Below are 22,160 nucleotides of genomic sequence, written 5' to 3'. Positions count from 1 at the left end.
CGTCGGCTACCCTCAGCAGCGCTTTCAGGGTCGTATCAGCCCCTCGTGGCACCATGAACGCCGTGAACGCGAAGAATTCCGGGTCCTCGAAGTACACCCCGCAGAAGTCGTCGTCCGCCTCCACGTACGTGTTGGGTGGCCTCGCGTTGCTGGTGATCGCGGCCGTCGTCATCGGCGGTGTGCTGTGGCAGAACTCGCGGACCGCCCCGCGTGCCGACGGATACGGCGCGGTGCAGAACCCGGATGTCGTCGCCGCGGTGGACGCGGACGGAGTCATCTCGCTGGGGCTGCCGTCGGCCACCAAGACGGTCGACATCTTCGAGGATGCGATGTGCCCGTACTGCGCCGAGCTCGAGCAGGTCCACGGTCAGGAACTGGCGCAGAAGATCGACGAGGGCGCGATCACCGTGCGCTACCACATGCTCGACTTCCTCAACCGGCTCTCGCCGAGCGGTACGTACAGCACGCGGGCCGTGGCGGCCTCGCAGTGCGTGGCGGCCACCGGCGACGGTCCCGCGTTCTCGGAGTTCCACGCCGCGCTCTTCTCCGCCGACTTCAAGCCGGAGGAGAACGGCAGCACCGACCGCACCGACGCCGAACTGGCGGACCGCGCTCGGGAGGCCGGCGCGTCGGGCGAGGCAATCTCCTGCATCACCGACGGCTCGCGCGTGGACGCCGCGGCGCAGAGCGCGGCCACGGGCAGCCAGGCGCTGGCGGCAGCGGGCGGCCGCGGCACGCCGACCGTGCTGGTCGACGGCGCTGTGGTGGACACCCAGAACCAGGACTGGGTTGCGAACCTCGGCTGACCAGGCGCGATCGCGCACCGGCCAGGCGATTTGGTGCCCCGATGGGCATGGTGTAACTTTTTCTCCAGTGTTCACCGGACGAACTCGTGCGGTGATCCGGGGCTATGGCGCAGCTGGTAGCGCACCACACTGGCAGTGTGGGGGTCAGGGGTTCGAGTCCCCTTAGCTCCACCATATTTGCGCAGGTCAGAGACCTGCAACGGTGTTCACCAAATCGCAGTCAACGGAAGCTGTCAACACCGTGTCACACCTAGTCGATACAATCCGGCCATGATGAGCAGTGAATCTTGGCCGTTCACCACCGTTCCGCCCGAAGAGGCAGCGGAAGACATTCTTGCCCGTGAGGCCATCCGCGCCACCGGCGAACGGCACGGCCACACCCTCGACGACACCCACGTCACCGCTGTGCAGTGGGAAGTCTTGGGCATCGACGACGGCTTCTATGCCCGCTGGCGATTCGCCCATCCCGAACTCGACATGGACGTCGTTCACGCCGTCGCCGCAGCGGTGCGAGGCTGATGGCTTCCATCCGGATACGGTCCCGTCGCGACGGATCGACGTACACCGCAATCCTCTGGCGCGAAGACGGCAAGCAAACGTCGATGTCCTTCGACGACCACGCCGCCGCCATCCGCTTCAAACAACACCTCGAACAAGCTGGCCCCGACAAAGCCCGCGCCATCCTCGGCGTCGTCGACACACCCACCCACGTCGAAACCATCACCACATGGTGTGACGCCTACATCACCGGACTCACCGGCGTCGAAGAAGCCACCCGCAACCGGTACCGCGCCTACGTCACCCGCGACCTCGCCACCATCGGCGCCACCCCACTCTTCGCCGTCGACGAACAACTCATCGCCGGATGGGTCAACACCATGCAAGCTGACGGAGCATCCGGCAAGACCATCGCCAACAAACACGGCTTCCTCGCCGGCGCCCTCAAGGTCGCCGTCCGCCGCGGCCTCCTGCCCGCCAACCCCTGCGAGAACACCCGCCTTCCCTCCCACGACCGGGAGGAGATGTGCTTTCTGACGGTGGATGAGTTCGCCGAGTTGCGGGACGCGATGACGGAGCGGTGGCGTCCGTTGGCGACGTTCCTGGTGACCACCGGTTGCCGGTTCTCCGAAGCGACCGCTCTCCAGGTCGGGGATGTGAACGTGGCGGCGGGGACGATCCGCATCAGCAGGGCGTGGAAGTACACCGGCAACGCGGTTGAGAAGCTGGGTGGGCCGAAGTCGCGGAAGTCGCGCCGCACCATCAACATCCCCCCGCAAGCCTTGGAGGCGATGGGGGACCTGTCCGACCGGAAGCGGACGGAGTTGGTGTTCACGACGCAGCGCGACACCAGGGTCAAGGCGCAGTTGTTCCACAACAAGGCGTGGCGGCCGGCGTTGTCGAAGGCGGGGTTGAACGGGAAGCGACCCCGGCCGCACGATCTGCGGCACACGTGTGCGTCGTGGATGATCGCCGCCGGCGTCCCGCTACCGGTGATTCAGGCGCACTTCGGGCACGAGTCGATCACCACCACCATCGGCACGTACGGTCACTTGGACCGTTCGAGCAGTGAGGCTGCGTCGGCGGCGATCGGCGCAGCCCTACAGGGGATTTAGGCGTTGCAGGGTTGGCGGGTGTCCAGGGGTGCGAACTCGCCGGCACCCGCACCCGCTAATCCGGTTTGGGCGGCGCCGAGGTTGTCGAGCGCGAACTTGCCGTTTGCCAGACGCGGCCCATCCGGTGTGCCGCAGTTGATCTGCACGAACCACCCACCCTCCTTGTCCTGCGTCGTGTACCAGGATTTGAGGTTGTAGAAGATGCGGGACAGCTCGTCGTCGGTGAGTTGCTTGTTGACGAAGGCGCTGATGTACCCGTCGCGGGTCTCGACGTAGTCATACGCGGGGAGAGGGTAGGGATTCGTCGTCGCTGCGGGCCTGGTTGTGGTGGTGGGCGCCGTGGGTTCCGTCGCCGCACTGCCGCACCCGGCCAGCACAATCGCGGCCAACCCGATCCACACACGCTTCACTGCCCACTCCTTCGCCTGAACTGACTCAAACTGATCACCGGCGCCGCCACAGGCTCCGAACCCTGCTTCGCCAACAACTCATCCACCACCGCTAACACCAACGCCCGCTCCGCCTCGGTCAACCCGTCGGCGCGGTCGGGGAGAACGAAACGGTCACCTACCACTCGTCCTCCAACGCATGTTCCAACTCCGCCGTCTCGATGGGGTCGAGACTGTTCATCCGACACTCCACCATGCGCGGTGTCGTCCACAGTGCGTCCGCCATCTCGATCGGGTCGCGTGTCCACCGCAACGTGTCGATCAACGACGGGATCGTGATGAGCCTGCGGGCCGCGATCTGATCCACGATGCGCTCCTCCCTGCGGACGTACATCGAGTGACGGGGGTGGTCGAGGACACCGCGTTCGAGGTGCCCGATTTCGTGGGACAGGGTGGTGCGCCGGCCGGCGGTGTCGAGGGTGCGGCACAACCAGATGCGGTCACCTTGGACGAGTCCGCGGACACCGCGGGGGAGTTCGTAGCTCGTGCAGACCACGACGTGCGGGTACTGCTCTGCCATGTGCCGCCACGGATGCCACTCCTCACCTGTCATGTGTCGGAACCTAGCTGTCCGGTATGACAACAAAGTCCAGGTAGGCGGCTTACACGGGTGTTATTCGTCCGAATCCGCAGCTACACCCACGTCGTCGCGGGACGGCGGCGGGATTGACTTGTCGCCCCATTGGGCGACGGCGCGTAGTCGGGCGGGGGAGGCTTTGCCGCTGATGGCGAGGTCGTAGCCGAGGCGTGCGCCGATTTCGCGGATGAGTTCGCCGGTGTCGACGCTGGCGAGGTCGGCGGGGAGTGTGGTCGCTCCGATTTCGTCGGCGGTGATGTATTCGGCGGCGACGAGTGCTTCGCCCATGGGTACTTGGAGGGCTTCGGCGGTGCGGCGTAGTGCTTCGAGGCTGGGGACTTTGGTGCGTCCGTTGACCCAGTTGGAGACGACGGACTTGTTGTAGCCGGCGGCGTTCGCGAGGGTGATCTGGTCTATCCCTTTGACCTGCATTTGGTGTGTGAGCCATTCGCTCCATCTGGACATAGGTGCAGCGTAGGGGTTGCTTGGGTTGCTTCCAATCGGTTGCGTCAGCGCAACCCTCGGTTGCGGCAAATGCCACGGTTGTCGTTCCGCAGCTAGGGGTGCATCGGCGCATGTCAGCGCCTCTGCGAGATTCGCGCAAGATTGCTCGATGAAACAGGGTTGCGCCGAGGCAACCGCGCGGGTAGGTTCTGTTGTGTCAACCCAGTCGCGATGACGCAACCGAACGGAGACCTGATGACGCGAGGACACGCGATCAAGACAGGCCGATTCAAGCGCGAGATGAAACGCCGAGGACTCCACGACTCCGCAGCACTCGCCCGCGACATCGGCGTCCACAAGACCACCGCATGGCGCGTCCTCAACGGACACGCCCGCCCCGGCCCCGACTTCGTCAACCGCACCTTGGAGTGCTGGGGCCTGGAGTTCCACGACCTCTTCGACGACCCCCGCACCGCACGGCAACGCGCACACGCAGCGTGACCAGCCCACGAAAAAGCCCGCCCCTCTGCAAAGGGACGGGCCAGGCACCCACCAACCGGAAGGAAAAGCAGATGCACCGCAAGGATACCCCGACCGACCGGCTCGTCACAGAGCTGGAGGCGGTGACAACGAACGTGCTCGCCCAGTTCGTTGATCGCAGGTGGGAAGTGAACGCGTTCCTCACCTCGGATCACTCCGGCCCGCACATCGCCGGTTGGCATCCGGCCACTGACCACGTGTGGGTCATCGGCACCGGACCGACGTTGGCCGCGGCGATGGACGACGCCCTCGGCAAGGTCGCCCTCTCCGCACCTCAGGCGGTGACAGCATGACTTACAACGCCACAGAGTGGACTCGATCCGTAGTTCGAGACCCATATCTCACGAACGCCACGGTCCGAGTGCTCATCAACTTGCAGACGTATGCCAACGCATCTGGGCTCAGCGCCTCGCCAGGACTCATCCGCATGGCAGAAGACTTGCGGACTCCAACCTGGTCTGGTCATTTGTCAGAACGAACCGTCCGGCGAGGGCTTTGCATTGGCGTGGAGCGTGGATTCATCGTCAAAACCGCCAGTGCGCCAAGGGCACGCGGCAACTCGGAATGCGATACGTACGAGATGTCCATGAACTTTCGGCAGGTTCCCGCATGAGTGACGGGAATCGATGGACCGTTCAGCAAGTGCGGAACCTCGGGATTCAAACCGACATTCCCACCGCCAGTTCTGTTTTGGGTCTGGGAGTCACCACCGGTTACCAGCTTGCGAAGCGTGGCGAGTTCCCCGTTCCGGTGCTGCGAATCGGGCGTAAGTACATCGTCCCGGTGGCCGGACTGCTCAGAGCAATGGGAATCGAGGACCCCGCATGAACCACAACGACTTCTACGCCGTCGACCGCGGCGACAGCATGACCAACCCAAAGCGCATGACCATCGTCGAGTTCGGTGACTACACCCGACCCGACTACACCCCCGACGCACCCGAAGGCAGCGCCATTCTCGGACTCATCTGGGCCACCGTCCTCGGCGCCGGCGCATGGGCCGTCGTGTTCATGGTCGTCAGGATTCTCCAGTTCCTCTTCGGAGGTGCGGCATGAGCGTCGACGACATCTACCTCCTCCTGGAGGACCACATGATCGACGGCTACAGCCACGACCGAGCCCTCGAATGCCGCTGCGGCGAATCCTTCCGCGGTAGCCACGTCAACGACCAGCACACCCTCCACATCGCTACCTGCATTCATGAGGCCATCCGATGAGCGCCTACAGCGACCTCATGGAGAACCCGCCGACCGCCCTGTGCGACTGCGGCGGAGAACTACTCCACCACGACGACGCACCGGAACCGTTCTGCGAGAACGGCTGCGACGGCATCCACGTCACCCCCGACGCATGGGACGTCGTCAACAACATCGGCCACCCCCTCACCTGCCGCTGCCCCCACTGCGACACCGACTACATCTACGAAATGGAAGCCGGGAAATGACTCTCACCGGAACGCTCCTCACCACCCCGTTGGAACCCGGCAGCCCGGAGTGGCTCGCCACCTACTCCGCTTCGCAGGTCGCCGCCATCTGCGGCCTGTCGAAGTGGGACACCCCACGCAGCATCTACGACGCGAAGAAGGGCATCACCCCACCGAACGTGCAGACGGACGCGATGGGTCGCGGCCACGAGTTCGAACCGATGATCCGCGAGTGGGTCGCCACGCAGAACCCCACCTGGGGAGTACTTGACGCGGGGTGCTTCACCCACCACGAGAAGCCCACGCACACAGCGACACCCGACGCCATCATCGTCACCGAGACCGGTGTCTGGGAACTTCTCGAAATCAAGACCGCTGAAGACCTGCACACCTGGGGAGACACCCCACCCATCTACTACCTCGTGCAGGTTATGTGGCAGATGTACGTCACCGGCGCGCCCCGCTGCCACATCGCAGCGTGCGGACCGTTCGAACTGTTCAACCGCCGGCCCCGCATTTTCACCATCGAACGCAAGCCTTCCGCTGGGGCGGGGGCTTGTCGTGTCTCACCAGTAAGGTCCGGGCCATGAGCGAACAGACCATCCGCCCTCGTCCTGGTAGCCACATCTGGCGACGCATCGACGGTGAAGACACCGCGTTCAAAGTGCAGATGTCCGGAGCCGGCTACCTGTCCCAGTTCCCCGGAGCAACAACCGAAGAACGAATGCACGCGGAGGCGCGGCAACCGGGCGGCATCTTCGTGTCCGACTTTGATGAGAACTGGTTCGAGGTGGAGGACGTACTGAACCGGATGGACGTCGTCCGTGAAGAGGTTCCCGCCGTGGTTCTCGGACCGCACAAGCCGCCGTTCGGGCAGTGGGAGGAACTGGACGAGTGGACGAAGCCTGCGTGACCTCCTCCGTGTTGACGCGGTCAACACGCCGATGGGAACCCGCAGGTCAAGTTTTCACGTCAACGACCACCGAGTTACGCTGAACCGCAGGTCAGACGGCAAAAACCTGGATTAAGCAAGGGGTTCGAGTCCCCTTAGCTCCACCATCACGAAACCCCCTACCGACGTCGTCGGGAGGGGGTTTCGTCGTTCTGCGGGGGGCGAGACCTGCGTAGCGGCACACGGGTCGGGCGAAGGGGCGGGATTCCGCCCGTTCGGGGGAGTTGTGTGCAGTCAGGCAGGTCGTGCGCCCGCTGCACTGGCCGCGGGCCCGGACTGCGTAGCGGCACACGGGTCGAGTGAACGGGTGGGTTCCCGTCGATTCGGGAGAGTTGTGTGCAGCCGGGCAGGTCGCGTCAGGCGTGCGCGGCCTCGTACGCCTGCTGCACCTCGGCGGGAATGCGCCCCCGCGGCGAGAGCGTGTACCCGGCGCCGGCGGCCCAGTCGCGGATGGCGCGGGCGGATTCGGGCGATCGGCGACGACCGCCCGTCGACCCGGAGGTGCGTCGGCGTGCGGTCGACCGGGCCGGCGAGCTCACCCGCGTCGCGTGCTCGAGATACGGAGCGAGGGTGCGGCGGAATTCGGCGGCATTGTTCGGACCGAGATCGATTTCGTAGTCGACCCCGTCGACGGCGAAGACGATGTGTTCACCGTCGTCACCCAGCGGGGTCCGATCGATATCGTCGATCAGCTCGATCACGACCTTCTTCGCCATTCCTGCTCTTTCCGTCGACCGCAGTGTTCCGGGAACACTACACGGGCGGAATCGGACACGGCGACGCGGCTCGACACGCTCGAAAATGCTGTCCGACACAGCTTTCCGGCGCCACGGGCGAGACACGGGCGAGATCTCGGCGGGGTCACGAACGACCGACGATAATGGCACGACGTGCGGCGGACGGTCGGATTCGCAGCTCGGCGGGTGGCCCGGCCGTCCGCGGCCCGACGGTATTCTCTCACCATGTCCGGTCCGGTCCCCGTCGTCCTCGTCGCCGGATATCTCGGCTCCGGGAAGACGACGATGCTCAATCACGTCCTCCGACGCAATCGCGGCATTCGCCTCGGGGTGGTCGTCAACGACTTCGGCTCGATCGACATCGATTCCATGCTCGTGGCCGGGCAGGTCGACTCCGTGATCGGCCTCGGTAACGGGTGCCTGTGCTGCGCCGTCGACAGCGAGGATCTCGACGAGATGCTCGGTACGCTCACCGGGCCGAATTCCCCGGTCGACGCCGTCGTCATCGAGGCCAGTGGACTCGCGGAGCCACGCGCCCTCATCCGCATGGTGCTCGGCAGCGCGCACCCCGGGGTGCGGTACGGCGGGCTCGTCGTGGTGGTCGATGCCGTGAACATGACGGACTCGGTGGAGCGGCACCCGGACCTGGCGCAACACCTGGCGTTCGCCGACCTGGTGGTGGTCAACAAGAGCGACCTGGTGGGTGACGACGGCCGGGCGCGCATGCTCGATTTGGTCCGTCGCCACGCCCCGGGCGCGCCGGTGGTGGTCACCGACCACGGCCGGGTCGACGTGGCCCTGCTGCTCGACCCGCCGGAGCGGACGGACGACGACGCACCCCGCCAGCTCAGCCTGGACGACCTCCTCCGCGAGGACGACCACGATCACGGTCACGCCGCGGGCCACGATCACGAGCACCTGCACGACGCGTATCGCAGTGTGGCGGTGGAGACATCGCGCTACGTCGACCCACGCGCCCTGATCGCGCTGCTCGAGGACCCGCCGGCGGGTCTCTACCGGTCGAAGGGCTTCGTCCGCTTCACGACGGGCCGTGGCCGGTTCCTCGTGCAGACCGTCGGGCGGCACATCGTGATCGAACGGGCCCCGGCGCGGGGGACCACGGCCCTGGTGTTCCTCGGCGCGGGCATGGACGACGACGTCGACGCGGTACTCCAAGGCGTGGTGCGGGATCGCCCCGCGACGGACGAGGAGATGCTCGTCGTCCACCGCTACCTGCGAAACCAGGAAATCTAGAGCCCGACCCACTCGCTGGTGCCCTCGGGGAAGCGCTGCCGCTTCCAGATGGGCACCTCGGATTTGATGCGGTCGACCAGGGTCTCCAATGCGTCGAACGCGGCGGCGCGGTGCGGGGCGGCCACGGCCGCGACGAGCGCCGTGTCACCGATGGTCAGGTCGCCGACCCGGTGCACGGCCGCCGTCGGCAACCCGGACGCCGCCGCGGCGTCCGCGCAGCAGCGGTGCAGGAACGCCTCCGCGTCGGGGTGCGCCTGATACTCGAGCGCGGACACCGACCGACCGCCGTCGTGATCGCGGACGACGCCCCAGAACACCAGTACCGCACCGTGAGTCGGTCCGGCGACGAAGTCCGACACGGTCGCCGGATCGATCGGCTCGGCGGAGATGCGGGCGAGAACGGACGTCATTCGTGTGCTCCTCCGCCGCGCACCTGCGCGATCAGGTGATCGAGAATCGGGTCGAGGACGGACAGGCCGTCCTTCACGCCGCCCGGTGACCCGGGCAGGTTGACCACCACCGTGCGCCCGGCCACACCGACCAGCCCGCGGCTCATCGAGGCGTGCACGGTCGCGCCCAGTCCCACGCGGCGAATCTCCTCGGCGACGCCGGGCAGTTCGCGGTCGAGGATCGCTCGCGTCGCCTCGGGCGTGGCGTCGGTGGGGGACACACCCGTGCCGCCGGTGGTGACGATCAGGGCGGGTCCGCCGTCCAGCGCGTCCTGCAGTCCGGCCGCGATGTCGGCGTCGGCCACCACGACCGGCCCGCGGACGTCGAAGGTGCGTTCGGTGAGCCAGGAGACGAGGCGAGGTCCGGTGGTGTCCTCGCGGGTGCCCGCGGCGCCGGCCGTGGACGCGACCACCACCACCGCGGTCCGGTCGCCCAACGGGGCCGGGGGCAGGGCGGGCTCGTCCCGCGTCCACACCCCGCGCTTACCACCTTCCTTGCGCAGCAACCGAACTCCGTCGAGCACCGCGGCGGGATCGACCGCCTTCACCATGTCGTGCAACGTCAGACCGGCCACCGCGACAGCGGTGAGCGCTTCCATTTCCACGCCGGTCCGGCCGGTGGTGCCCGCGGTCGCTTCGATCGCAATGGTGTCCTCGGCGAGGTCGAACGAGATCGACACCGACGTCAGCGGCAACGGATGGCAGAGCGGGATCAGCTCGGAGGTCTTCTTCGCCCCGCCGATGCCCGCGATCCGAGCGGTGGACAGAACGTCGGCCTTCGGCAGGCCGTCGGCGCGCACCAGCGCGACCACCTCGGGCGTCGTCCGCAGCACCCCGGCGGCGACGGCGACGCGCGTCGTCTCCCGCTTGGCGCCGACGTCCACCATGCGCGCGCGACCGTCGGAATCGACGTGGGACAGACCGGACTCGTTCACAGGGGCCACACTCGCACAGTCGCGCCCGCCGGGATGTCGGTGGTGTCCTCGGGCACGTCGACCAGGACGTCCGCGGCGGCCATGGACGCCACCAGGTGCGAGCCGGGGCCGGAGGTGGTGATGCCGTCGGGGGTGCGTCGACCGCGGAGGAACTGGCGTTTCCCGGGTATCGAGCGCACGGCGTCCACCAGGGTCGCGTCCTCCGCGCGCAGCGCCGGCAGGCCCGCGAGATCGCGCAGGACGGGCCGGGCGAAGACCATATACGAGACCAGGGTGCTCACCGGGTTGCCGGGGAAGCTGATCACGGGAGTGCCGTCCAGGTCGGTCCAGCCCTGCGGGCCCCCGGGCTGCATGCCCACGTGGCCGAACGTGCCACCGCGCGGGCCCAGGACGTCGCGGACGACCTCGAAGTCGCCCATGGACACCCCACCGGACGTGACGACGACGTCCGCTCGCGTCCGCGCGTCGTCGAGCACGGCGGCGAAGTGCTCGGCCGAGTCGGTGCTGCGGGTGCGGACGGTCACCTCCGCTCCGTCGGCGATCGCTGCGGCAGCGAGGGTGGGCCCGTTGGAGTCGTACAGGCATCCGGGGCCGGGTTTCGTTCCGGGCGCGACCAATTCGGCTCCGGTGGCGATCACCGCCACGCGCAGGCGGGGCCGCACCGGAACGGTCGCGTGGCCGACGGCGACGATCGCGCCCACGTGGCGGGCCCCCAGTCGCGTTCCCGCGGGAACGACGACGTCGCCCACTCGGACGTCGCTACCCTGCTCGCGGACGTACTCGCCGGACCGTCGGGACCGCCCGATCCGCACGCGACCGCCGACGGCCTCGGTGTCCTCCACGGGGACGATCGCGTCGGCCCCGCGGGGGACGGGCGCGCCGGTCATGATCTTGCGGGCCGTGCCGGGGACGTGCGCGTCGCCGCCGTCGTCTCCCGCGGCGACCACCCCGGTGACGTCGAGTTCGACCGGGACCCGCGCCACCGCGGCGGCGTCCACCGCGTACCCGTCCATCTGCGAGTTGCGGAAGCTCGGGACGTCGATCAGCGCGCGCAGATCGGTGTGGGCGACGCGTCCGTGGGCATCCTCCACGGCGACGGTGTCCGGTCCGCGCCTCCCCAGCGCCGTCCGGATCAGCCGGTCGACCAGAGCGGCGTGATCGGCCACCGAACGTGTGCTGTGCCCCTGCGTCATCGGTTCATCGTAGGAGCCGGGCATACTCGAACGGGACAGTCGCGACGGAACGAGGAGGTGAGACCGGTGACGGTGGTGAGCATGGGAATTCCCCGCCTGCCCGGTCAGCGCCCCTCGGTCGCGGACCGCCCGGACGTCCCCGTCCTGCTGGACCGCTTCGGCCGCGTGGCTCGCGACCTGCGCATCTCGGTGACGGAGAAGTGTTCGCTGCGCTGCACCTACTGCATGCCCGCCGAGGGACTGCCCGGGCTGGACTCCGAGCAGGTGCTGAGCGCTGCCGAGATCGCGCGCCTGGTCGCCGTCGCGCACCGTGAACTGGGCGTGCGCGAGGTGCGGTTCACCGGCGGGGAACCGTTGGTGCGCAAGGACATCGTCGACATCGTGGCTCGGTCCGCGGCCGCCGCGCCGGGTGTGGCGTTGTCGATGACCACCAACGGCATCGGTCTCGATCGCCGGGCCGCGGCCCTCGCCCGGGCCGGACTCGGGCGGGTGAACATCTCCCTCGACACCGTCGACCGGGCGCACTTCGCCGCGCTGACCCGGCGCGACCGGCTCCCGGCGGTCCTCGCCGGCATCGACGGGGCGCTGGCTGCGGGGCTCGCGCCGGTCAAGATCAACGCCGTCCTCATGCGCGAGACGCTCGCGGGCGCGGCCGATCTGCTCGCGTGGTGCCTGGAGCGCGGGGTGGCGTTGCGATTCATCGAGCAGATGCCGCTCGACGCCGACCGGGAGTGGGCCCGCTCGACCATGGTGCCCGCTGCGGAACTGCTGGCGGTTCTCGGTGACCGGTTCGACCTGACGGAGATCGGCCGGTCCGACCCGTCGGCTCCCGCGGAGGAGTGGACCGTCGACGGCGGACCGGCGACGGTCGGCATCATCGCCTCCGTCACCCGCTCGTTCTGCTCCGACTGCGACCGCACCCGGCTCACCGCCGAGGGCACGGTCCGATCGTGCCTGTTCAGCGACGTCGAGACCGACCTCCGCGCGGTGCTGCGTCGCGGCGCGGACGATGCCGAGATCGCCGACCTGTGGCGCGGCGCGATGTGGGAGAAGAGCGCGGGCCACGGCATGGACGACGCGGGGTTCGTCCCACCCGAGCGATCCATGGGGGCCATCGGTGGTTGAGGTGCGGTATTTCGCCGGGGCGGCCGACGCGGCCGGAATCTCCGCCGAGACGCTCGACGCGACGCCGGACATCACGGTCGGCGAGCTCAAGGCCCTGCTGTCGGCACGTCACGGCGCGCGACTCGCGCCCGTCCTGGACGTCGCCGTCTTCCTGGTCGGCGACGAGATGATTCGCGACGACGCTCGCACGGTCGGTCCGCGGGTCGACGTCCTGCCGCCGTTCGCAGGCGGATGACGATCCGCGAATCTCCGGACGACGTCGTCAAGCGGCGTGCGGACGCCCACCCGAACTTCTTCCCGGCCGAAGCCGCGGGTCTGGCGTGGTTGGCCGACGGGGGAGCGCGGACCGCGCGGGTGATCGAGGTCGACCGCGACCACATCCGCCTGGAGCGCATTCCCTCCGCACGGCCGACGCGGGAGGCCGCCGAGGAGTTCGGACGCATGCTGGCACGCACCCACGCCGCCGGCGCTCGGGGATTCGGCTGCCCACCCGACGGCATCGACGGCACCATCTTCATCGGCAACCGCACGATGACGTCGACGATCCACGCGTCGTGGGGCGAGTTCTACGCGGCCGAGCGGGTCCTGCCCTACCTCCGGGTCGCGGTCGACGCGGGCACCGTGACCGTCGACGAGGCCGCCCTGGTGGAGCGTGCCTGCGCGATCGTGGCGTCGGGCGTCGTGGATCCTGCCGGTGGAGCCGACCGGATCCACGGCGATCTGTGGACCGGCAACGTCCTCTGGTCGCCGGACGGGGTGGTGCTCATCGATCCCGCGGCGCACGGTGGTCACCGCGAGACGGACCTGGCGATGCTGGCCCTGTTCGGTTGCCCGTTCCTCACCGCGATCCACGAGGGCTACCGCGACGGCGGTGTCCTCGACGACGGGTGGGAGGAGCGGACGCCGCTTCATCAGCTCCACCCGCTCGCGGTGCACGCGGCGGGACACGGGCGCAGCTACGGCGAGTCGTTGGCGACGGCCGCCGCGGAAACGGTGCGCCTACTCGGGTGAGTCGATCGATCCGGGCCGGGTGATCCGCAGGACCAGGTCCTCCCACCCTCGGACCAGGCGTTCGGGCGTCATGCGCCCGTCGCGCAGCTGGTGGAGGACCACCGTGGCTTCGAGGGGAGCGAGGACGGCGTAGGTGAGCAGCTCGATGTCGCCCTGCACGTCGGCGGCGCGCAGCAGGCCGGCGACGTGGGTGAAGCCGACGGCCCAGGCGGGGGCGGCGAAGCGGGACGAGCCGGAGTTCTCGGCGGAGCGCAGTAGTTCGCCCTGGACCTCGACCACGCCGAACCGCGCGCGACCGTAGGCGAGCAGGCGCTCGAGCGGCGGGGCGCCGGGGCCGAGGGGCGGCGGGCCGAACATGAACGACTGCTGCAGGGCGGTCTCGGTGTGATCCAGGAGCGCCAGCATCAGTCCGGCGCGGCTGCCGAAGCGGCGGAAGACTGTGCCCTTGCCCACACCCGCACGGGCGGCGACGGCGTCCATGGTGAGGCCGTCCGGGCCGCGCTCGTCGACCAGGGCGACGGCCGCATCGAGCAGCAACCGGCGGTTTCGCGCCGCGTCGCAGCGTTCGGTGTCGCCGTTCGCCAGGGGGAGCAGGGCGTCTGTCACATTGCCAGCTTACGCATGGGGGAACAAAGTGGACTATGGTCCGGTTGGTCGACGGGGTACTCCCGATCGACCACCGTCTGCGAAAGGACCGCACATGTCTCGCGTCATCGCCCTCGTCGGCAGCCTCCGTGCCGAATCCGTGACCCGCCGCCTCGCCGAGACCGCCGCGTCCGTGGCGCCCGAGAACGTCCGGGTGGACATCTTCGAGGGCCTGGGGGATCTCCCGTTCTACAACGAGGACATCGACAACGCCGACGCTCTCGCCGCGTACCCCGCCGTCGACCGTCTGCGCACCGCCGTGGGCGACGCCGACGCCGTCCTGCTGCTCACGCCGGAGTACAACGGGACGATTCCGGCCGTGTTGAAGAACGCCATCGACTGGGCCTCGCGTCCGTTCGGTGACGGCGCGATCAAGGGCAAGCCGACCGCGGTCATCAGCTCCTCGCCGAGTGCGAACGCCGCCCGGTGGGCCAAGGACGACACCGCGAAGGCGGCCCGCGTGGCCGGCGCCACCGTGCTCGACGACGCCGATCTGGCCATCGGCAGCATCCTGTCGGCCATCGACGGCAAGCACCCCCGTGACAACTCACAGATCGCCGGCGACATCGCCGCGGTCGTCTCCGCACTCGACGCCGCTCTCGTCGACGCGTGACGACGGCGGGTGGGCGCGTCTCCGCGACGCGCCCACCCGGCGCGACACGCCGTGATTTTCCGGTTCCGCCCAGGTAATTCCACGACTGTCATTACAAGTTGTGGTGTTGCCTTGCTCTGTCGGACACCAGGTGTAGTGTCTGGGACAGCGAGAGGCCACCACGGCTTCGACCCGAAACTTCCAGGAAGTGGGCCCGTTCGGTCCGCATTCACGGCAGGGACGAGCGGCACCTTCGGGGGCCCGATCGGAGGGTCGCCGGCCCTGTGGTCGCGCACCAGAACGCGACACCGTCACGCGAGAGAACGAGGACACTCATGAGCGCCACCACCGTCACCGTCTACACCAAGCCCGCGTGCGTCCAGTGCAAGGCGACCTACCGCGCCCTCGACAACGCCGGTGTCGAGTACGACGTGGTGGACATCTCGCTCGACCCCGAGGCCCGTGACTACGTCATGGCGCTCGGCTACCTCCAGGCTCCCGTCGTCGTCGCCGGCGACGAGCACTGGTCCGGCTTCCGTCCGGACCGCATCAAGTCCATCGTCACCGCCGCTGCCTGAAGGGTCCCGCCCGACCCGCAGGACCGGTCGTAGGCCGTCCGGCCGCCGGTATCCGTCGTCCACCGTTCGGGAGGCGAGCACCGTGACCGAGTCGCTGGTCTACTTCTCCAGTGCGTCGGAGAACACGCACCGGTTCGTCGCCAAGCTCGGCCTGCCCGCCACGCGGATTCCCGTCTCGTCGCGGGACGGGGGTCTGCGCGTCGACCGCCCGTACGTTCTGATCCTGCCGACCTACGGCGGCGGCATCACGGCCACGGGCCGGGACACGTCGTACGTTCCCAAGCCGGTCATCCGATTCCTCAACGATCCCCACAATCGCTCCCTGATCCGCGCCGTCATCGCGGCCGGCAACACGAATTTCGGGGAGTCCTACTGCTTCGCCGGTGACGTCATCGCCGCGAAGTGCCGCGTGCCCTATCTCTACCGCTTTGAATTGATGGGTACTCCCGAGGACGTCGATCGCGTCCGCGAGGGACTCGCCCAGTTCTGGGACCGCCACGACGGTGAGAACCCGAGTGACGCCACCCGGACCGCAGACACGACCCGCATCATCACCGCCACCCCGTAGGAGTTACGCCCATGGCCCCGACCGTCACGGACACGTCCCCGGCGACGTCGCGATCCGACGCCTCGGATCTCGACTACCACGCGCTCAACGCGATGCTCAACCTGTACGGGCCGAACGGGGAGATCCAGTTCGACAAGGATCGTGAGGCGGCGCGGGCGTACTTCCTGCAGCACGTCAACCAGAACACCGTCTTCTTCCACAACCTGGACGAGAAGCTCGACTACCTCGTCGAGGAGAACTACTACGAGGCCGAGGTGCTCGACCAGTACTCCCGGTCGTTCGTCAAGACCCTGCTCGACCACGCGTACTCGAAGAAGTTCCGGTTCCCGACGTTCCTCGGCGCGTTCAAGTACTACACCTCCTACACGCTGAAGACGTTCGACGGGAAGCGCTACCTCGAGCGGTTCGAGGATCGCGTCGTCATGGTGGCGCTGACCCTCGCCGCGGGGGACGAGGTGCTCGCACGGCACCTGGTCGACGAGATCATCGCCGGCCGGTTCCAGCCCGCGACGCCGACGTTCCTCAACTCGGGCAAGAAGCAGCGCGGCGAGCCCGTCTCCTGCTTCCTGCTGCGCATCGAGGACAACATGGAGTCCATCGGTCGCTCGATCAACTCGGCCCTGCAGCTGTCCAAGCGCGGCGGCGGAGTGGCGTTGCTGCTCAGCAACATTCGTGAGGCCGGCGCGCCGATCAAGCGCATCGAGAATCAGTCGTCCGGCGTCATCCCGATCATGAAGCTGCTCGAGGACTCGTTCTCCTACGCCAACCAGCTCGGTGCCCGGCAGGGTGCGGGCGCGGTGTACCTGCACGCGCACCACCCCGACATCTACCGCTTCCTCGACACCAAGCGCGAGAACGCGGACGAGAAGATCCGCATCAAGACGCTGTCGCTGGGCGTGGTGATCCCGGACATCACGTTCGAGCTGGCGAAGAAGAACGAGGACATGTACCTGTTCTCGCCGTACGACGTCGAGCGCATATACGGCGTGCCCTTCGCGGACGTGAACGTCACCGAGAAGTACCACGAGATGGTGGACGACAAGCGCATCCGCAAGACCAAGATCAAGGCGCGCGAGTTCTTCCAGACCCTCGCCGAGCTGCAGTTCGAGTCGGGCTACCCGTACATCATGTTCGAGGACACGGTGAACCGGGCCAACCCGATCGACGGCAAGATCACCCACTCCAACCTGTGCTCGGAGATCCTCCAGGTCTCCACGCCGTCGACGTTCAACGACGATCTGTCCTACAGCCACGTCGGCAAGGACATCTCGTGCAACCTCGGCTCGCTGAACATCGCCAAGACGATGGATTCGCCGGACTTCGCGCAGACCATCGAGGTCGCCATCCGTGGCCTCACGGCCGTCTCCGATCAGACGCACATCACGTCGGTGCCGTCGATCGAGGAGGGCAACAACAACTCTCACGCCATCGGCCTCGGGCAGATGAACCTGCACGGGTACCTCGCACGCGAGCGCATCTTCTACGGCAGCGAGGAGGGCATCGACTTCACCGACATGTACTTCTACACGGTGCTGTTCCATGCGCTGCGCGCGTCGAACCGTCTCGCCATCGAGCGCGGCACCTCCTTCGGGGGCTTCCCCGAGTCGAAGTACGCCTCCGGTGAGTTCTTCGACAAGTACACCGAGCAGGTGTGGGAGCCGAAGACCGCACGGGTGCGCGAGTTGTTCGCCGACGCCGGCATCCACATCCCGACGCAGGCCGACTGGGAGCAGCTGAAGGCGTCGGTGCGCGAGCACGGCATCTACAACCAGAACCTGCAGGCCGTGCCGCCGACCGGGTCGATCTCCTACATCAACTACTCCACCAGCTCCATTCACCCGGTGGCGTCGAAGATCGAGATCCGCAAGGAAGGCAAGATCGGTCGCGTCTACTACCCGGCGCCGTACCTGACCAACGACAACCTGGACTACTACCAGGACGCGTACGAGATCGGGTACGAGAAGATCATCGACACCTACGCCGCGGCGACGCAGCACGTCGACCAGGGCCTGTCGCTGACGCTGTTCTTCAAGGACACCGCCACCACCCGCGACATCAACAAGGCGCAGATCTACGCGTGGCGCAAGGGAATCAAGACGCTGTACTACATCCGGCTGCGGCAGATGGCCCTCGAAGGCACCGAGGTCGAGGGCTGCGTCAGCTGCATGCTGTAGTGCGCTCCGCGCCCGTGCGCCTTTTGCACATCCAGGGATGTACAAAAGGCGCACGACCCTGACAGTGTCGGGAGCCTGGTGCACCATCCGCCCATGGATATCCGGGGGGACGATCTTCAGAGGGTCATCGACGACCAGGCTGGCCTGTTCACTCAATCGCAGGTGACGGTGTGCGGCTACAGCCGCAGCCGCGTTCGTCGGCACATCGAATCCGGTCGTTGGGTCATCGTGCTGCGCGGGGTGTACGCGGTGGCCGCCGGACCGCTCGACCGCGAGCAGACCCTGCGGGCCGCGTTGTTGTACGGCGGCGCACATGCGTTGCTCAGCCACCACACGGCCGCCGAGGAGTGGGGATTTGTTCGCCGGGCCACATCGCTGCAGCCGGTGCACGTGACGGTTCCGTACGGACGGTCCGCGCGATGTCAGGCACCCACGTCGGTACGCGGTCGGTCCACGAACACGGCGCCGGTGGCGCGGGTGGGGTCGACGGTCCATCCGGGAGTCGTCGTGCATCGGTCGCGCGCATATCCGTACGTGGTCCACGGTTCGGCATTGCCCCGGACGGGGGCTGCAGACACCGCAGTAGATCTGGCTACGGCCGAACCCACTGCGCGCGAGGCGATGTCGACGCTGGTGTCGGTGGTCTCCACCGGCGTGGTGACGGTGGGTGCCGTGCGCACACGGTTGGTGCAGCGACCCCCGTATCGCTACCGGGCGGCGCTGAATCGCGCGGTCGAGTTCTTGACCGACGGAGTGGCGTCGGTGCTCGAGCTGGCGTACGCCGTCGAGGTGGAGGAAGCGCACGGGTTGCCACGGGCGCGGCGCCAGAGTCCCGTCACCGTCGATGGGCGGACGCTGTTCGAGGACGTGGATTACTCCCCGCACGGCGCCGATCTGATCGTGCGCCTGGACGGGCGTCGGTTCCACAGCACTTCGGCCGTTGCGTTTCGTGATCGTCGACGGGACAACGCCGCCGAACTCGCCGGCCGGCCCCGCTTGGTCTACGGGTACGACGAGGTCGTGCGTGACCCATGCGGCGTCGCAGCCGAGGTCGCCACTGTTCTGCGGAGGGAGGGGTGGGTCGGAGAGTCGGGCTGCGCCCGCTGTGCGCCGTTTGCACATCCCTAGGGGTGCAAACGGCGCACGGGTCGAAGACACACTCCCTTGTGTTGTCCTCCGAGAGATTCCACAACCGGTAGTGTTGGGGCCGGTGACATTTGGCGCGACGAACGCGCCCGCACGAGCATCGCGGTACGGCCGCGAACCGCGTCGAATCGGCAGGTAGGAATACATGGTGAAGCTCATCGATCGCGTCTCCGCGATCAACTGGAACCGCGTGCAGGACGACAAGGACGCCGAGGTCTGGGACCGCCTCACCGGCAACTTCTGGCTCCCCGAGAAGGTGCCGGTGTCCAACGACATCCCGTCGTGGCAAACGCTCACCGAGCACGAGAAGCAGCTCACCATGCGGGTGTTCACCGGCCTGACGCTGCTCGACACCATCCAGGGCACCGTGGGCGCCGTGTCGCTGATCCCCGATGCGACCACCCCGCACGAGGAGGCGGTGTACACCAACATCGCGTTCATGGAGTCGGTGCACGCCAAGTCCTACTCGTCGATCTTCTCCACCCTGTGCTCCACGCGGGACATCGACGACGCGTTCCGCTGGTCGGAGGAGAACCCCAACCTGCAGCGCAAGGCGTCCATCGTCATGGACTACTACCAGGGCGACGACCCGCTCAAGCGCAAGGTCGCCTCGACCCTCCTCGAGTCGTTCCTCTTCTACTCGGGCTTCTACCTGCCGATGTACTGGTCCTCGCGGGCCAAGCTCACCAACACCGCCGACCTGATCCGCCTGATCATTCGCGACGAGGCGGTGCACGGGTACTACATCGGCTACAAGTACCAGCGCGGGCTCGAGACGCGGTCCGCCGCCGAGCGCGAGGAGCTGAAGAACTACACCTTCGACCTCCTCTTCGAGCTCTACGAAAACGAGACCGAGTACACCCAGGACCTCTACGACGAGGTCGGGCTCAGCGAGGACGTGAAGAAGTTCCTCCGCTACAACGCCAACAAGGCGCTGATGAACCTCGGCTACGAGGGGCTCTTCCCCAAGGACGAGACCGACGTCAACCCGGCGATCCTGTCGGCGCTGTCGCCCAACGCGGACGAGAACCACGACTTCTTCTCCGGCTCCGGCAGCTCCTACGTCATCGGCAAGGCCGTCAACACCGAGGACGACGACTGGGACTTCTGATCCCCTGCTCGTGAACGGGGCACCACCTACTCGGTGGTGCCCCGTTCGTCGTTCCGGGCGCGGTCGGACCGGCCGACGTGCGAGTTTTCCCACATGATCGGCCTGGGTTCCGCGGATTCGTGGATCTCCTGCCGACGATGTGGCAGAACTCGCGAACCCCCGGCCGCCGAACCCGGACCGCGCAGGTTGTGGTCAGGTGCACCGGTTGCAACCGGTGAGGGTGGCGGGAACCTGCGCAGGTGGGGGAACTACTTCCGGAACCACGCCTCCGGGCCGTGGTGGAGCGCCTTGTCGATGCGCAGCCGGGAGGTGTCGGTGAGGTCGGCCGGCAGGTGGTCCGCCGAGAACCAGCGCACGTCGGTGTTCTCGTCGTCGGCCACCCGTGCTTCGCCGGAGACGTGCCGGGCGAGGAAGCAGAGGTCGAGGTACTGCGTGTGGTCGCCGTTGGGATAGATGATCGGGTCGGTCACGTCGACGCTGGTCAGCCGGATCAGCTCGGCCGTCACCCCCGTCTCCTCGGCGATCTCGCGCAGCGCCGCCGGACCCGGTTCCTCGCCGGGTTCGAGCACGCCGGACACGACGGCCCACCGTCCGTTGTCGACGCGCCGGGTCAGCAGGATCCGATCCTCGGCGTCCAGAACGACGGCGCTGACACCGGACAGCCAGAGCGGGGCGTGGCCGATCTTCTCGCGCAGGCTCAGGATGAACTCGGGGATCGGCACGTCAGACGTACCCGTTCAGGGAGTTCTCGAGGTCGGTCAGCACGGTGCGGGCGGCGATGACGCCGTCACCGCACCAGGCGGCGTCGTCGACGGCGAAGACGCGTCCGTCGGTCGCGGCACCGAGGTCCTTCCAGGCGTCGGTCTCCATGACGCTGCGCCCGTACTCGAGTCCCTCGGGGCCGTCGAAGATCACGTAGATCAGGTCGCCCTCGGCGACGGAGATGTCGTCGGCGGGGAGCGGTGCGGTCGGACCCTGTTGGGGTCCCGGTCGGCGGACGCCGGCGGCGGTCAGGACCTGACCGGCGAAGCTGTCGTCGCCGAGGACGTCAGCGCCGTCGCCGTGGAACCGGATCACAGAGGCCTCGGTGAGCCGACTGTTCAGGCGGCGCCCCACGTCCTCGGCCCGAGCGCGGTAGTCGTCGACGGCGCGCGACGCCGCGTCCCGACGTCCCATGGCGGTGGCCGCGAGCAGAGCTCGGTCGGTCCAGGAGGACTCGGTGCGGGTGAGGACCGTCGGGGCGATGGCGTCGAGCTCGTCGCGGACGGCCGGGTCGAGGTCGTCCGTGCCGATGACGACATCGGGTGCGAGCGCCCGGACCGCGTCGACGTCGGGTGCCGATGGTGGGCCGACGGGGGCGATCTGCGCGATGCCGGTGCCGAGGTAGGCGGGGCGGGGCAGGGCGGACGGGGGAGCGGTGGGCGCGAGCGGGACGGTGGGTGCGCCGACCACCGACTCCCAGGTACCGACGGCGCAGGACGCGTCGAGCGCCTCCATCGACAGCACGACGATGCGCCTCGGGTCGGCCGGAACGGTGACGGTGCGGCCGCTGCCGACGACGATGCGCCCGTCGCCCTGCCGACCGAAGGTGTCGGCGGGCTGGGGGAGGGCGCACAGGCCGACGGTGTCGCGCTCGATCCCGACGACGCCGGCGCCGGCCACGTTGGTGGTGGTCCGCACGATCGTCGACGCGTCGTCCCCACCGGTGTCGCCACAAGCGGACAGCGTCGCGACCAGGGCTCCGAGGGTGACGACGAGCGCGGCCGATCGACGACGGAAGCGACGCAGCATGGCGGTGACCCTACTGGAGGCGTCACGGCGTGACGGACGACCTACGAC

At 67.9% G+C, this 22,160-nt stretch carries 31 protein-coding genes and 1 tRNA gene; 22 read left to right on the top strand and 10 right to left on the bottom strand.

The annotated features are described in order from the left end of the window. Positions 1–62 precede the first annotated feature (62 nt). The 4 genes from BMZ18_RS00445 to BMZ18_RS00430 all read left to right on the top strand — a co-directional run bounded on the left by BMZ18_RS00445 (position 63) and on the right by BMZ18_RS00430 (position 2,419). Positions 63–806, top strand: coding sequence for a DsbA family protein (locus BMZ18_RS00445; protein WP_068361238.1), 744 nt, complete (start codon positions 63–65; stop codon positions 804–806). A gap of 98 nt (positions 807–904) precedes the next feature. Next, positions 905–980, top strand: a tRNA-Ala gene (locus BMZ18_RS00440). A 99-nt stretch (positions 981–1,079) separates the two neighbouring features. Continuing rightward, positions 1,080–1,325 (top strand): hypothetical protein, encoded by a 246-nt coding sequence (locus BMZ18_RS00435; protein WP_139203698.1) that lies wholly within the window; start codon positions 1,080–1,082, stop codon positions 1,323–1,325. An 83-nt stretch (positions 1,326–1,408) separates the two neighbouring features. Next, on the top strand, positions 1,409–2,419 hold the full coding sequence (locus BMZ18_RS00430) for a tyrosine-type recombinase/integrase (RefSeq protein WP_082894913.1): 1,011 nt from the start codon (positions 1,409–1,411) through the stop codon (positions 2,417–2,419). On the opposite strand, the gene BMZ18_RS00425 is transcribed toward BMZ18_RS00430, so the two are convergent. From BMZ18_RS00425 to BMZ18_RS00415, 3 genes are all read right to left on the bottom strand, one after another. Next, on the bottom strand, positions 2,416–2,829 hold the full coding sequence (locus BMZ18_RS00425; RefSeq protein ID WP_068361188.1) for a hypothetical protein: 414 nt from the start codon (positions 2,827–2,829) through the stop codon (positions 2,416–2,418). The two genes, BMZ18_RS00430 and BMZ18_RS00425, sit on opposite strands and share 4 nt — an antisense overlap. A gap of 157 nt (positions 2,830–2,986) precedes the next feature. After that, a complete protein-coding gene (locus tag BMZ18_RS00420) occupies positions 2,987–3,421 on the bottom strand; it encodes a M78 family metallopeptidase domain-containing protein (RefSeq protein WP_068361185.1) in 435 nt (144 codons plus the stop codon). A 60-nt stretch (positions 3,422–3,481) separates the two neighbouring features. Then, entirely contained in the window at positions 3,482–3,910 is a 429-nt protein-coding gene (locus tag BMZ18_RS00415) for a helix-turn-helix domain-containing protein (protein ID WP_082894904.1), read from the bottom strand. A 234-nt stretch (positions 3,911–4,144) separates the two neighbouring features. Here BMZ18_RS00415 and BMZ18_RS00410 point away from each other — a divergent pair, with 234 nt between their 5' ends. From BMZ18_RS00410 to BMZ18_RS00380, 8 genes are all read left to right on the top strand, one after another. Further along, complete coding sequence (locus BMZ18_RS00410; RefSeq protein WP_139203696.1) at positions 4,145–4,390, top strand: helix-turn-helix domain-containing protein; 246 nt, start codon at positions 4,145–4,147, stop codon at positions 4,388–4,390. Beyond that, complete coding sequence (locus BMZ18_RS00405) at positions 4,387–4,722, top strand: hypothetical protein (RefSeq protein ID WP_139203694.1); 336 nt, start codon at positions 4,387–4,389, stop codon at positions 4,720–4,722. Before BMZ18_RS00410 ends, BMZ18_RS00405 begins: the two co-directional genes overlap by 4 nt. Before the next feature lie 316 nt (positions 4,723–5,038). Continuing rightward, complete coding sequence (locus tag BMZ18_RS00400) at positions 5,039–5,257, top strand: hypothetical protein (RefSeq protein WP_074921655.1); 219 nt, start codon at positions 5,039–5,041, stop codon at positions 5,255–5,257. Further along, entirely contained in the window at positions 5,254–5,484 is a 231-nt protein-coding gene (locus BMZ18_RS00395) for a hypothetical protein (protein ID WP_068361173.1), read from the top strand. Before BMZ18_RS00400 ends, BMZ18_RS00395 begins: the two co-directional genes overlap by 4 nt. Beyond that, positions 5,481–5,645 carry a hypothetical protein gene (locus BMZ18_RS19550; protein ID WP_156511595.1) on the top strand — a complete coding sequence of 55 codons (165 nt, stop codon included), beginning with the start codon at positions 5,481–5,483 and terminating at the stop codon, positions 5,643–5,645. The genes BMZ18_RS00395 and BMZ18_RS19550 overlap by 4 nt, the downstream gene beginning before the upstream one ends. Beyond that, on the top strand, positions 5,642–5,872 hold the full coding sequence (locus tag BMZ18_RS00390) for a hypothetical protein (RefSeq protein ID WP_139203692.1): 231 nt from the start codon (positions 5,642–5,644) through the stop codon (positions 5,870–5,872). Before BMZ18_RS19550 ends, BMZ18_RS00390 begins: the two co-directional genes overlap by 4 nt. Then, positions 5,869–6,441: a lambda-exonuclease family protein gene (locus BMZ18_RS00385; protein WP_068361167.1), complete on the top strand. Its 573-nt coding sequence runs from the start codon at positions 5,869–5,871 to the stop codon at positions 6,439–6,441. The genes BMZ18_RS00390 and BMZ18_RS00385 overlap by 4 nt, the downstream gene beginning before the upstream one ends. Further along, the gene (locus tag BMZ18_RS00380; protein WP_139203690.1) at positions 6,438–6,764 is read left to right on the top strand and encodes a hypothetical protein; all 327 of its coding nucleotides are present in this window, start codon (positions 6,438–6,440) and stop codon (positions 6,762–6,764) included. The genes BMZ18_RS00385 and BMZ18_RS00380 overlap by 4 nt, the downstream gene beginning before the upstream one ends. A 395-nt stretch (positions 6,765–7,159) precedes the next feature. Here the strand turns inward: BMZ18_RS00380 and BMZ18_RS00375 are convergent, their stop codons facing one another. After that, complete coding sequence (locus BMZ18_RS00375) at positions 7,160–7,519, bottom strand: histone-like nucleoid-structuring protein Lsr2 (protein WP_068361161.1); 360 nt, start codon at positions 7,517–7,519, stop codon at positions 7,160–7,162. A 246-nt stretch (positions 7,520–7,765) separates the two neighbouring features. On the opposite strand from BMZ18_RS00375, the gene BMZ18_RS00370 reads away from it, so the two are divergent. Next, entirely contained in the window at positions 7,766–8,794 is a 1,029-nt protein-coding gene (locus BMZ18_RS00370; RefSeq protein ID WP_068361159.1) for a CobW family GTP-binding protein, read from the top strand. Here the strand turns inward: BMZ18_RS00370 and BMZ18_RS00365 are convergent. Genes BMZ18_RS00365 through BMZ18_RS19930 form a run of 3 tightly spaced genes read right to left on the bottom strand, consistent with a single transcriptional unit; the run spans position 8,791 to position 11,371 of the window. Then, positions 8,791–9,204 carry a molybdenum cofactor biosynthesis protein MoaE gene (locus tag BMZ18_RS00365; RefSeq protein WP_068361156.1) on the bottom strand — a complete coding sequence of 138 codons (414 nt, stop codon included), beginning with the start codon at positions 9,202–9,204 and terminating at the stop codon, positions 8,791–8,793. The two genes, BMZ18_RS00370 and BMZ18_RS00365, sit on opposite strands and share 4 nt — an antisense overlap. After that, on the bottom strand, positions 9,201–10,178 hold the full coding sequence (gene moaCB / locus BMZ18_RS19935) for a bifunctional molybdenum cofactor biosynthesis protein MoaC/MoaB (protein WP_280141903.1): 978 nt from the start codon (positions 10,176–10,178) through the stop codon (positions 9,201–9,203). Before moaCB ends, BMZ18_RS00365 begins: the two co-directional genes overlap by 4 nt. Beyond that, on the bottom strand, positions 10,175–11,371 hold the full coding sequence (locus tag BMZ18_RS19930; protein ID WP_068361155.1) for a molybdopterin molybdotransferase MoeA: 1,197 nt from the start codon (positions 11,369–11,371) through the stop codon (positions 10,175–10,177). Before BMZ18_RS19930 ends, moaCB begins: the two co-directional genes overlap by 4 nt. A gap of 66 nt (positions 11,372–11,437) precedes the next feature. Here BMZ18_RS19930 and moaA point away from each other — a divergent pair, with 66 nt between their 5' ends. Genes moaA through BMZ18_RS00340 form a run of 3 tightly spaced genes read left to right on the top strand, consistent with a single transcriptional unit; the run spans position 11,438 to position 13,507 of the window. After that, positions 11,438–12,496: a GTP 3',8-cyclase MoaA gene (gene moaA, locus BMZ18_RS00350; RefSeq protein WP_068361154.1), complete on the top strand. Its 1,059-nt coding sequence runs from the start codon at positions 11,438–11,440 to the stop codon at positions 12,494–12,496. Beyond that, a complete protein-coding gene (locus BMZ18_RS00345) occupies positions 12,489–12,731 on the top strand; it encodes a MoaD/ThiS family protein (protein ID WP_068361153.1) in 243 nt (80 codons plus the stop codon). Before moaA ends, BMZ18_RS00345 begins: the two co-directional genes overlap by 8 nt. Then, the gene (locus BMZ18_RS00340) at positions 12,728–13,507 is read left to right on the top strand and encodes a fructosamine kinase family protein (protein ID WP_068361152.1); all 780 of its coding nucleotides are present in this window, start codon (positions 12,728–12,730) and stop codon (positions 13,505–13,507) included. Before BMZ18_RS00345 ends, BMZ18_RS00340 begins: the two co-directional genes overlap by 4 nt. Here the strand turns inward: BMZ18_RS00340 and BMZ18_RS00335 are convergent. Continuing rightward, positions 13,496–14,113 (bottom strand): TetR/AcrR family transcriptional regulator, encoded by a 618-nt coding sequence (locus BMZ18_RS00335; protein WP_068361151.1) that lies wholly within the window; start codon positions 14,111–14,113, stop codon positions 13,496–13,498. The genes BMZ18_RS00340 and BMZ18_RS00335 overlap by 12 nt on opposite strands. A gap of 94 nt (positions 14,114–14,207) precedes the next feature. Between BMZ18_RS00335 and BMZ18_RS00330 the strand changes: the two genes are divergently transcribed. The 6 genes from BMZ18_RS00330 (at position 14,208) to nrdF (ending at position 20,321) form a co-directional block, all read left to right on the top strand. Further along, the gene (locus tag BMZ18_RS00330; RefSeq protein WP_068100499.1) at positions 14,208–14,765 is read left to right on the top strand and encodes an NAD(P)H-dependent oxidoreductase; all 558 of its coding nucleotides are present in this window, start codon (positions 14,208–14,210) and stop codon (positions 14,763–14,765) included. Between the two features lie 314 nt (positions 14,766–15,079). Then, positions 15,080–15,322: a redoxin NrdH gene (locus BMZ18_RS00325; RefSeq protein WP_068100502.1), complete on the top strand. Its 243-nt coding sequence runs from the start codon at positions 15,080–15,082 to the stop codon at positions 15,320–15,322. Positions 15,323–15,404: 82 nt separating this feature from the next. Beyond that, positions 15,405–15,890: a class Ib ribonucleoside-diphosphate reductase assembly flavoprotein NrdI gene (gene nrdI, locus BMZ18_RS00320; protein WP_068361148.1), complete on the top strand. Its 486-nt coding sequence runs from the start codon at positions 15,405–15,407 to the stop codon at positions 15,888–15,890. An 11-nt stretch (positions 15,891–15,901) separates the two neighbouring features. Beyond that, a complete protein-coding gene (gene nrdE / locus BMZ18_RS00315; RefSeq protein WP_068361145.1) occupies positions 15,902–18,064 on the top strand; it encodes a class 1b ribonucleoside-diphosphate reductase subunit alpha in 2,163 nt (720 codons plus the stop codon). 93 nt (positions 18,065–18,157) lie between these two features. After that, on the top strand, positions 18,158–19,192 hold the full coding sequence (locus tag BMZ18_RS00310) for a type IV toxin-antitoxin system AbiEi family antitoxin domain-containing protein (protein ID WP_068100507.1): 1,035 nt from the start codon (positions 18,158–18,160) through the stop codon (positions 19,190–19,192). A 166-nt stretch (positions 19,193–19,358) separates the two neighbouring features. Further along, on the top strand, positions 19,359–20,321 hold the full coding sequence (gene nrdF, locus BMZ18_RS00305) for a class 1b ribonucleoside-diphosphate reductase subunit beta (RefSeq protein WP_068361231.1): 963 nt from the start codon (positions 19,359–19,361) through the stop codon (positions 20,319–20,321). A 248-nt stretch (positions 20,322–20,569) separates the two neighbouring features. On the opposite strand, the gene BMZ18_RS00300 is transcribed toward nrdF, so the two are convergent. Together BMZ18_RS00300 and BMZ18_RS00295 are read right to left on the bottom strand one after the other, a co-directional pair. After that, positions 20,570–21,043 (bottom strand): NUDIX hydrolase, encoded by a 474-nt coding sequence (locus BMZ18_RS00300; RefSeq protein WP_068361138.1) that lies wholly within the window; start codon positions 21,041–21,043, stop codon positions 20,570–20,572. Position 21,044: 1 nt separating this feature from the next. After that, positions 21,045–22,112, bottom strand: a complete 1,068-nt coding sequence (locus BMZ18_RS00295; protein WP_074921651.1) for an ABC transporter substrate-binding protein — start codon at positions 22,110–22,112, stop codon at positions 21,045–21,047. Positions 22,113–22,160 lie beyond the last annotated feature (48 nt).

The organism is Rhodococcoides kroppenstedtii (assembly GCF_900111805.1).
GTDB classification, from domain to species: domain Bacteria; phylum Actinomycetota; class Actinomycetes; order Mycobacteriales; family Mycobacteriaceae; genus Rhodococcoides; species Rhodococcoides kroppenstedtii.
Note: the sequence above shows the minus strand (reverse complement) of the source record. Positions and strands in the feature narration are given on the sequence as shown.

Bases quoted from the DNA above. Each gene is read 5' to 3' on its own strand.
- BMZ18_RS00435 (WP_139203698.1), top strand. From the start codon at position 1,080: ATGAGCAGTGAATCTTGGCCGTTCACCACCGTTCCGCCCGAAGAGGCA.
- BMZ18_RS00430 (WP_082894913.1), top strand. From the start codon at position 1,409: ATGTCCTTCGACGACCACGCCGCCGCCATCCGCTTCAAACAACACCTC.
- BMZ18_RS00420 (WP_068361185.1), bottom strand. From the start codon at position 3,421: ATGACAGGTGAGGAGTGGCATCCGTGGCGGCACATGGCAGAGCAGTAC.
- BMZ18_RS00415 (WP_082894904.1), bottom strand. From the start codon at position 3,910: ATGTCCAGATGGAGCGAATGGCTCACACACCAAATGCAGGTCAAAGGG.
- BMZ18_RS00410 (WP_139203696.1), top strand. From the start codon at position 4,145: ATGACGCGAGGACACGCGATCAAGACAGGCCGATTCAAGCGCGAGATG.
- BMZ18_RS00400 (WP_074921655.1), top strand. From the start codon at position 5,039: ATGAGTGACGGGAATCGATGGACCGTTCAGCAAGTGCGGAACCTCGGG.
- BMZ18_RS00395 (WP_068361173.1), top strand. From the start codon at position 5,254: ATGAACCACAACGACTTCTACGCCGTCGACCGCGGCGACAGCATGACC.
- BMZ18_RS19550 (WP_156511595.1), top strand. From the start codon at position 5,481: ATGAGCGTCGACGACATCTACCTCCTCCTGGAGGACCACATGATCGAC.
- BMZ18_RS00390 (WP_139203692.1), top strand. From the start codon at position 5,642: ATGAGCGCCTACAGCGACCTCATGGAGAACCCGCCGACCGCCCTGTGC.
- BMZ18_RS00385 (WP_068361167.1), top strand. From the start codon at position 5,869: ATGACTCTCACCGGAACGCTCCTCACCACCCCGTTGGAACCCGGCAGC.
- BMZ18_RS00380 (WP_139203690.1), top strand. From the start codon at position 6,438: ATGAGCGAACAGACCATCCGCCCTCGTCCTGGTAGCCACATCTGGCGA.
- BMZ18_RS00375 (WP_068361161.1), bottom strand. From the start codon at position 7,519: ATGGCGAAGAAGGTCGTGATCGAGCTGATCGACGATATCGATCGGACC.
- BMZ18_RS00370 (WP_068361159.1), top strand. From the start codon at position 7,766: ATGTCCGGTCCGGTCCCCGTCGTCCTCGTCGCCGGATATCTCGGCTCC.
- BMZ18_RS00365 (WP_068361156.1), bottom strand. From the start codon at position 9,204: ATGACGTCCGTTCTCGCCCGCATCTCCGCCGAGCCGATCGATCCGGCG.
- BMZ18_RS19930 (WP_068361155.1), bottom strand. From the start codon at position 11,371: ATGACGCAGGGGCACAGCACACGTTCGGTGGCCGATCACGCCGCTCTG.
- BMZ18_RS00340 (WP_068361152.1), top strand. From the start codon at position 12,728: ATGACGATCCGCGAATCTCCGGACGACGTCGTCAAGCGGCGTGCGGAC.
- BMZ18_RS00330 (WP_068100499.1), top strand. From the start codon at position 14,208: ATGTCTCGCGTCATCGCCCTCGTCGGCAGCCTCCGTGCCGAATCCGTG.
- BMZ18_RS00325 (WP_068100502.1), top strand. From the start codon at position 15,080: ATGAGCGCCACCACCGTCACCGTCTACACCAAGCCCGCGTGCGTCCAG.
- nrdE (WP_068361145.1), top strand. From the start codon at position 15,902: ATGGCCCCGACCGTCACGGACACGTCCCCGGCGACGTCGCGATCCGAC.
- BMZ18_RS00310 (WP_068100507.1), top strand. From the start codon at position 18,158: ATGGATATCCGGGGGGACGATCTTCAGAGGGTCATCGACGACCAGGCT.
- BMZ18_RS00295 (WP_074921651.1), bottom strand. From the start codon at position 22,112: ATGCTGCGTCGCTTCCGTCGTCGATCGGCCGCGCTCGTCGTCACCCTC.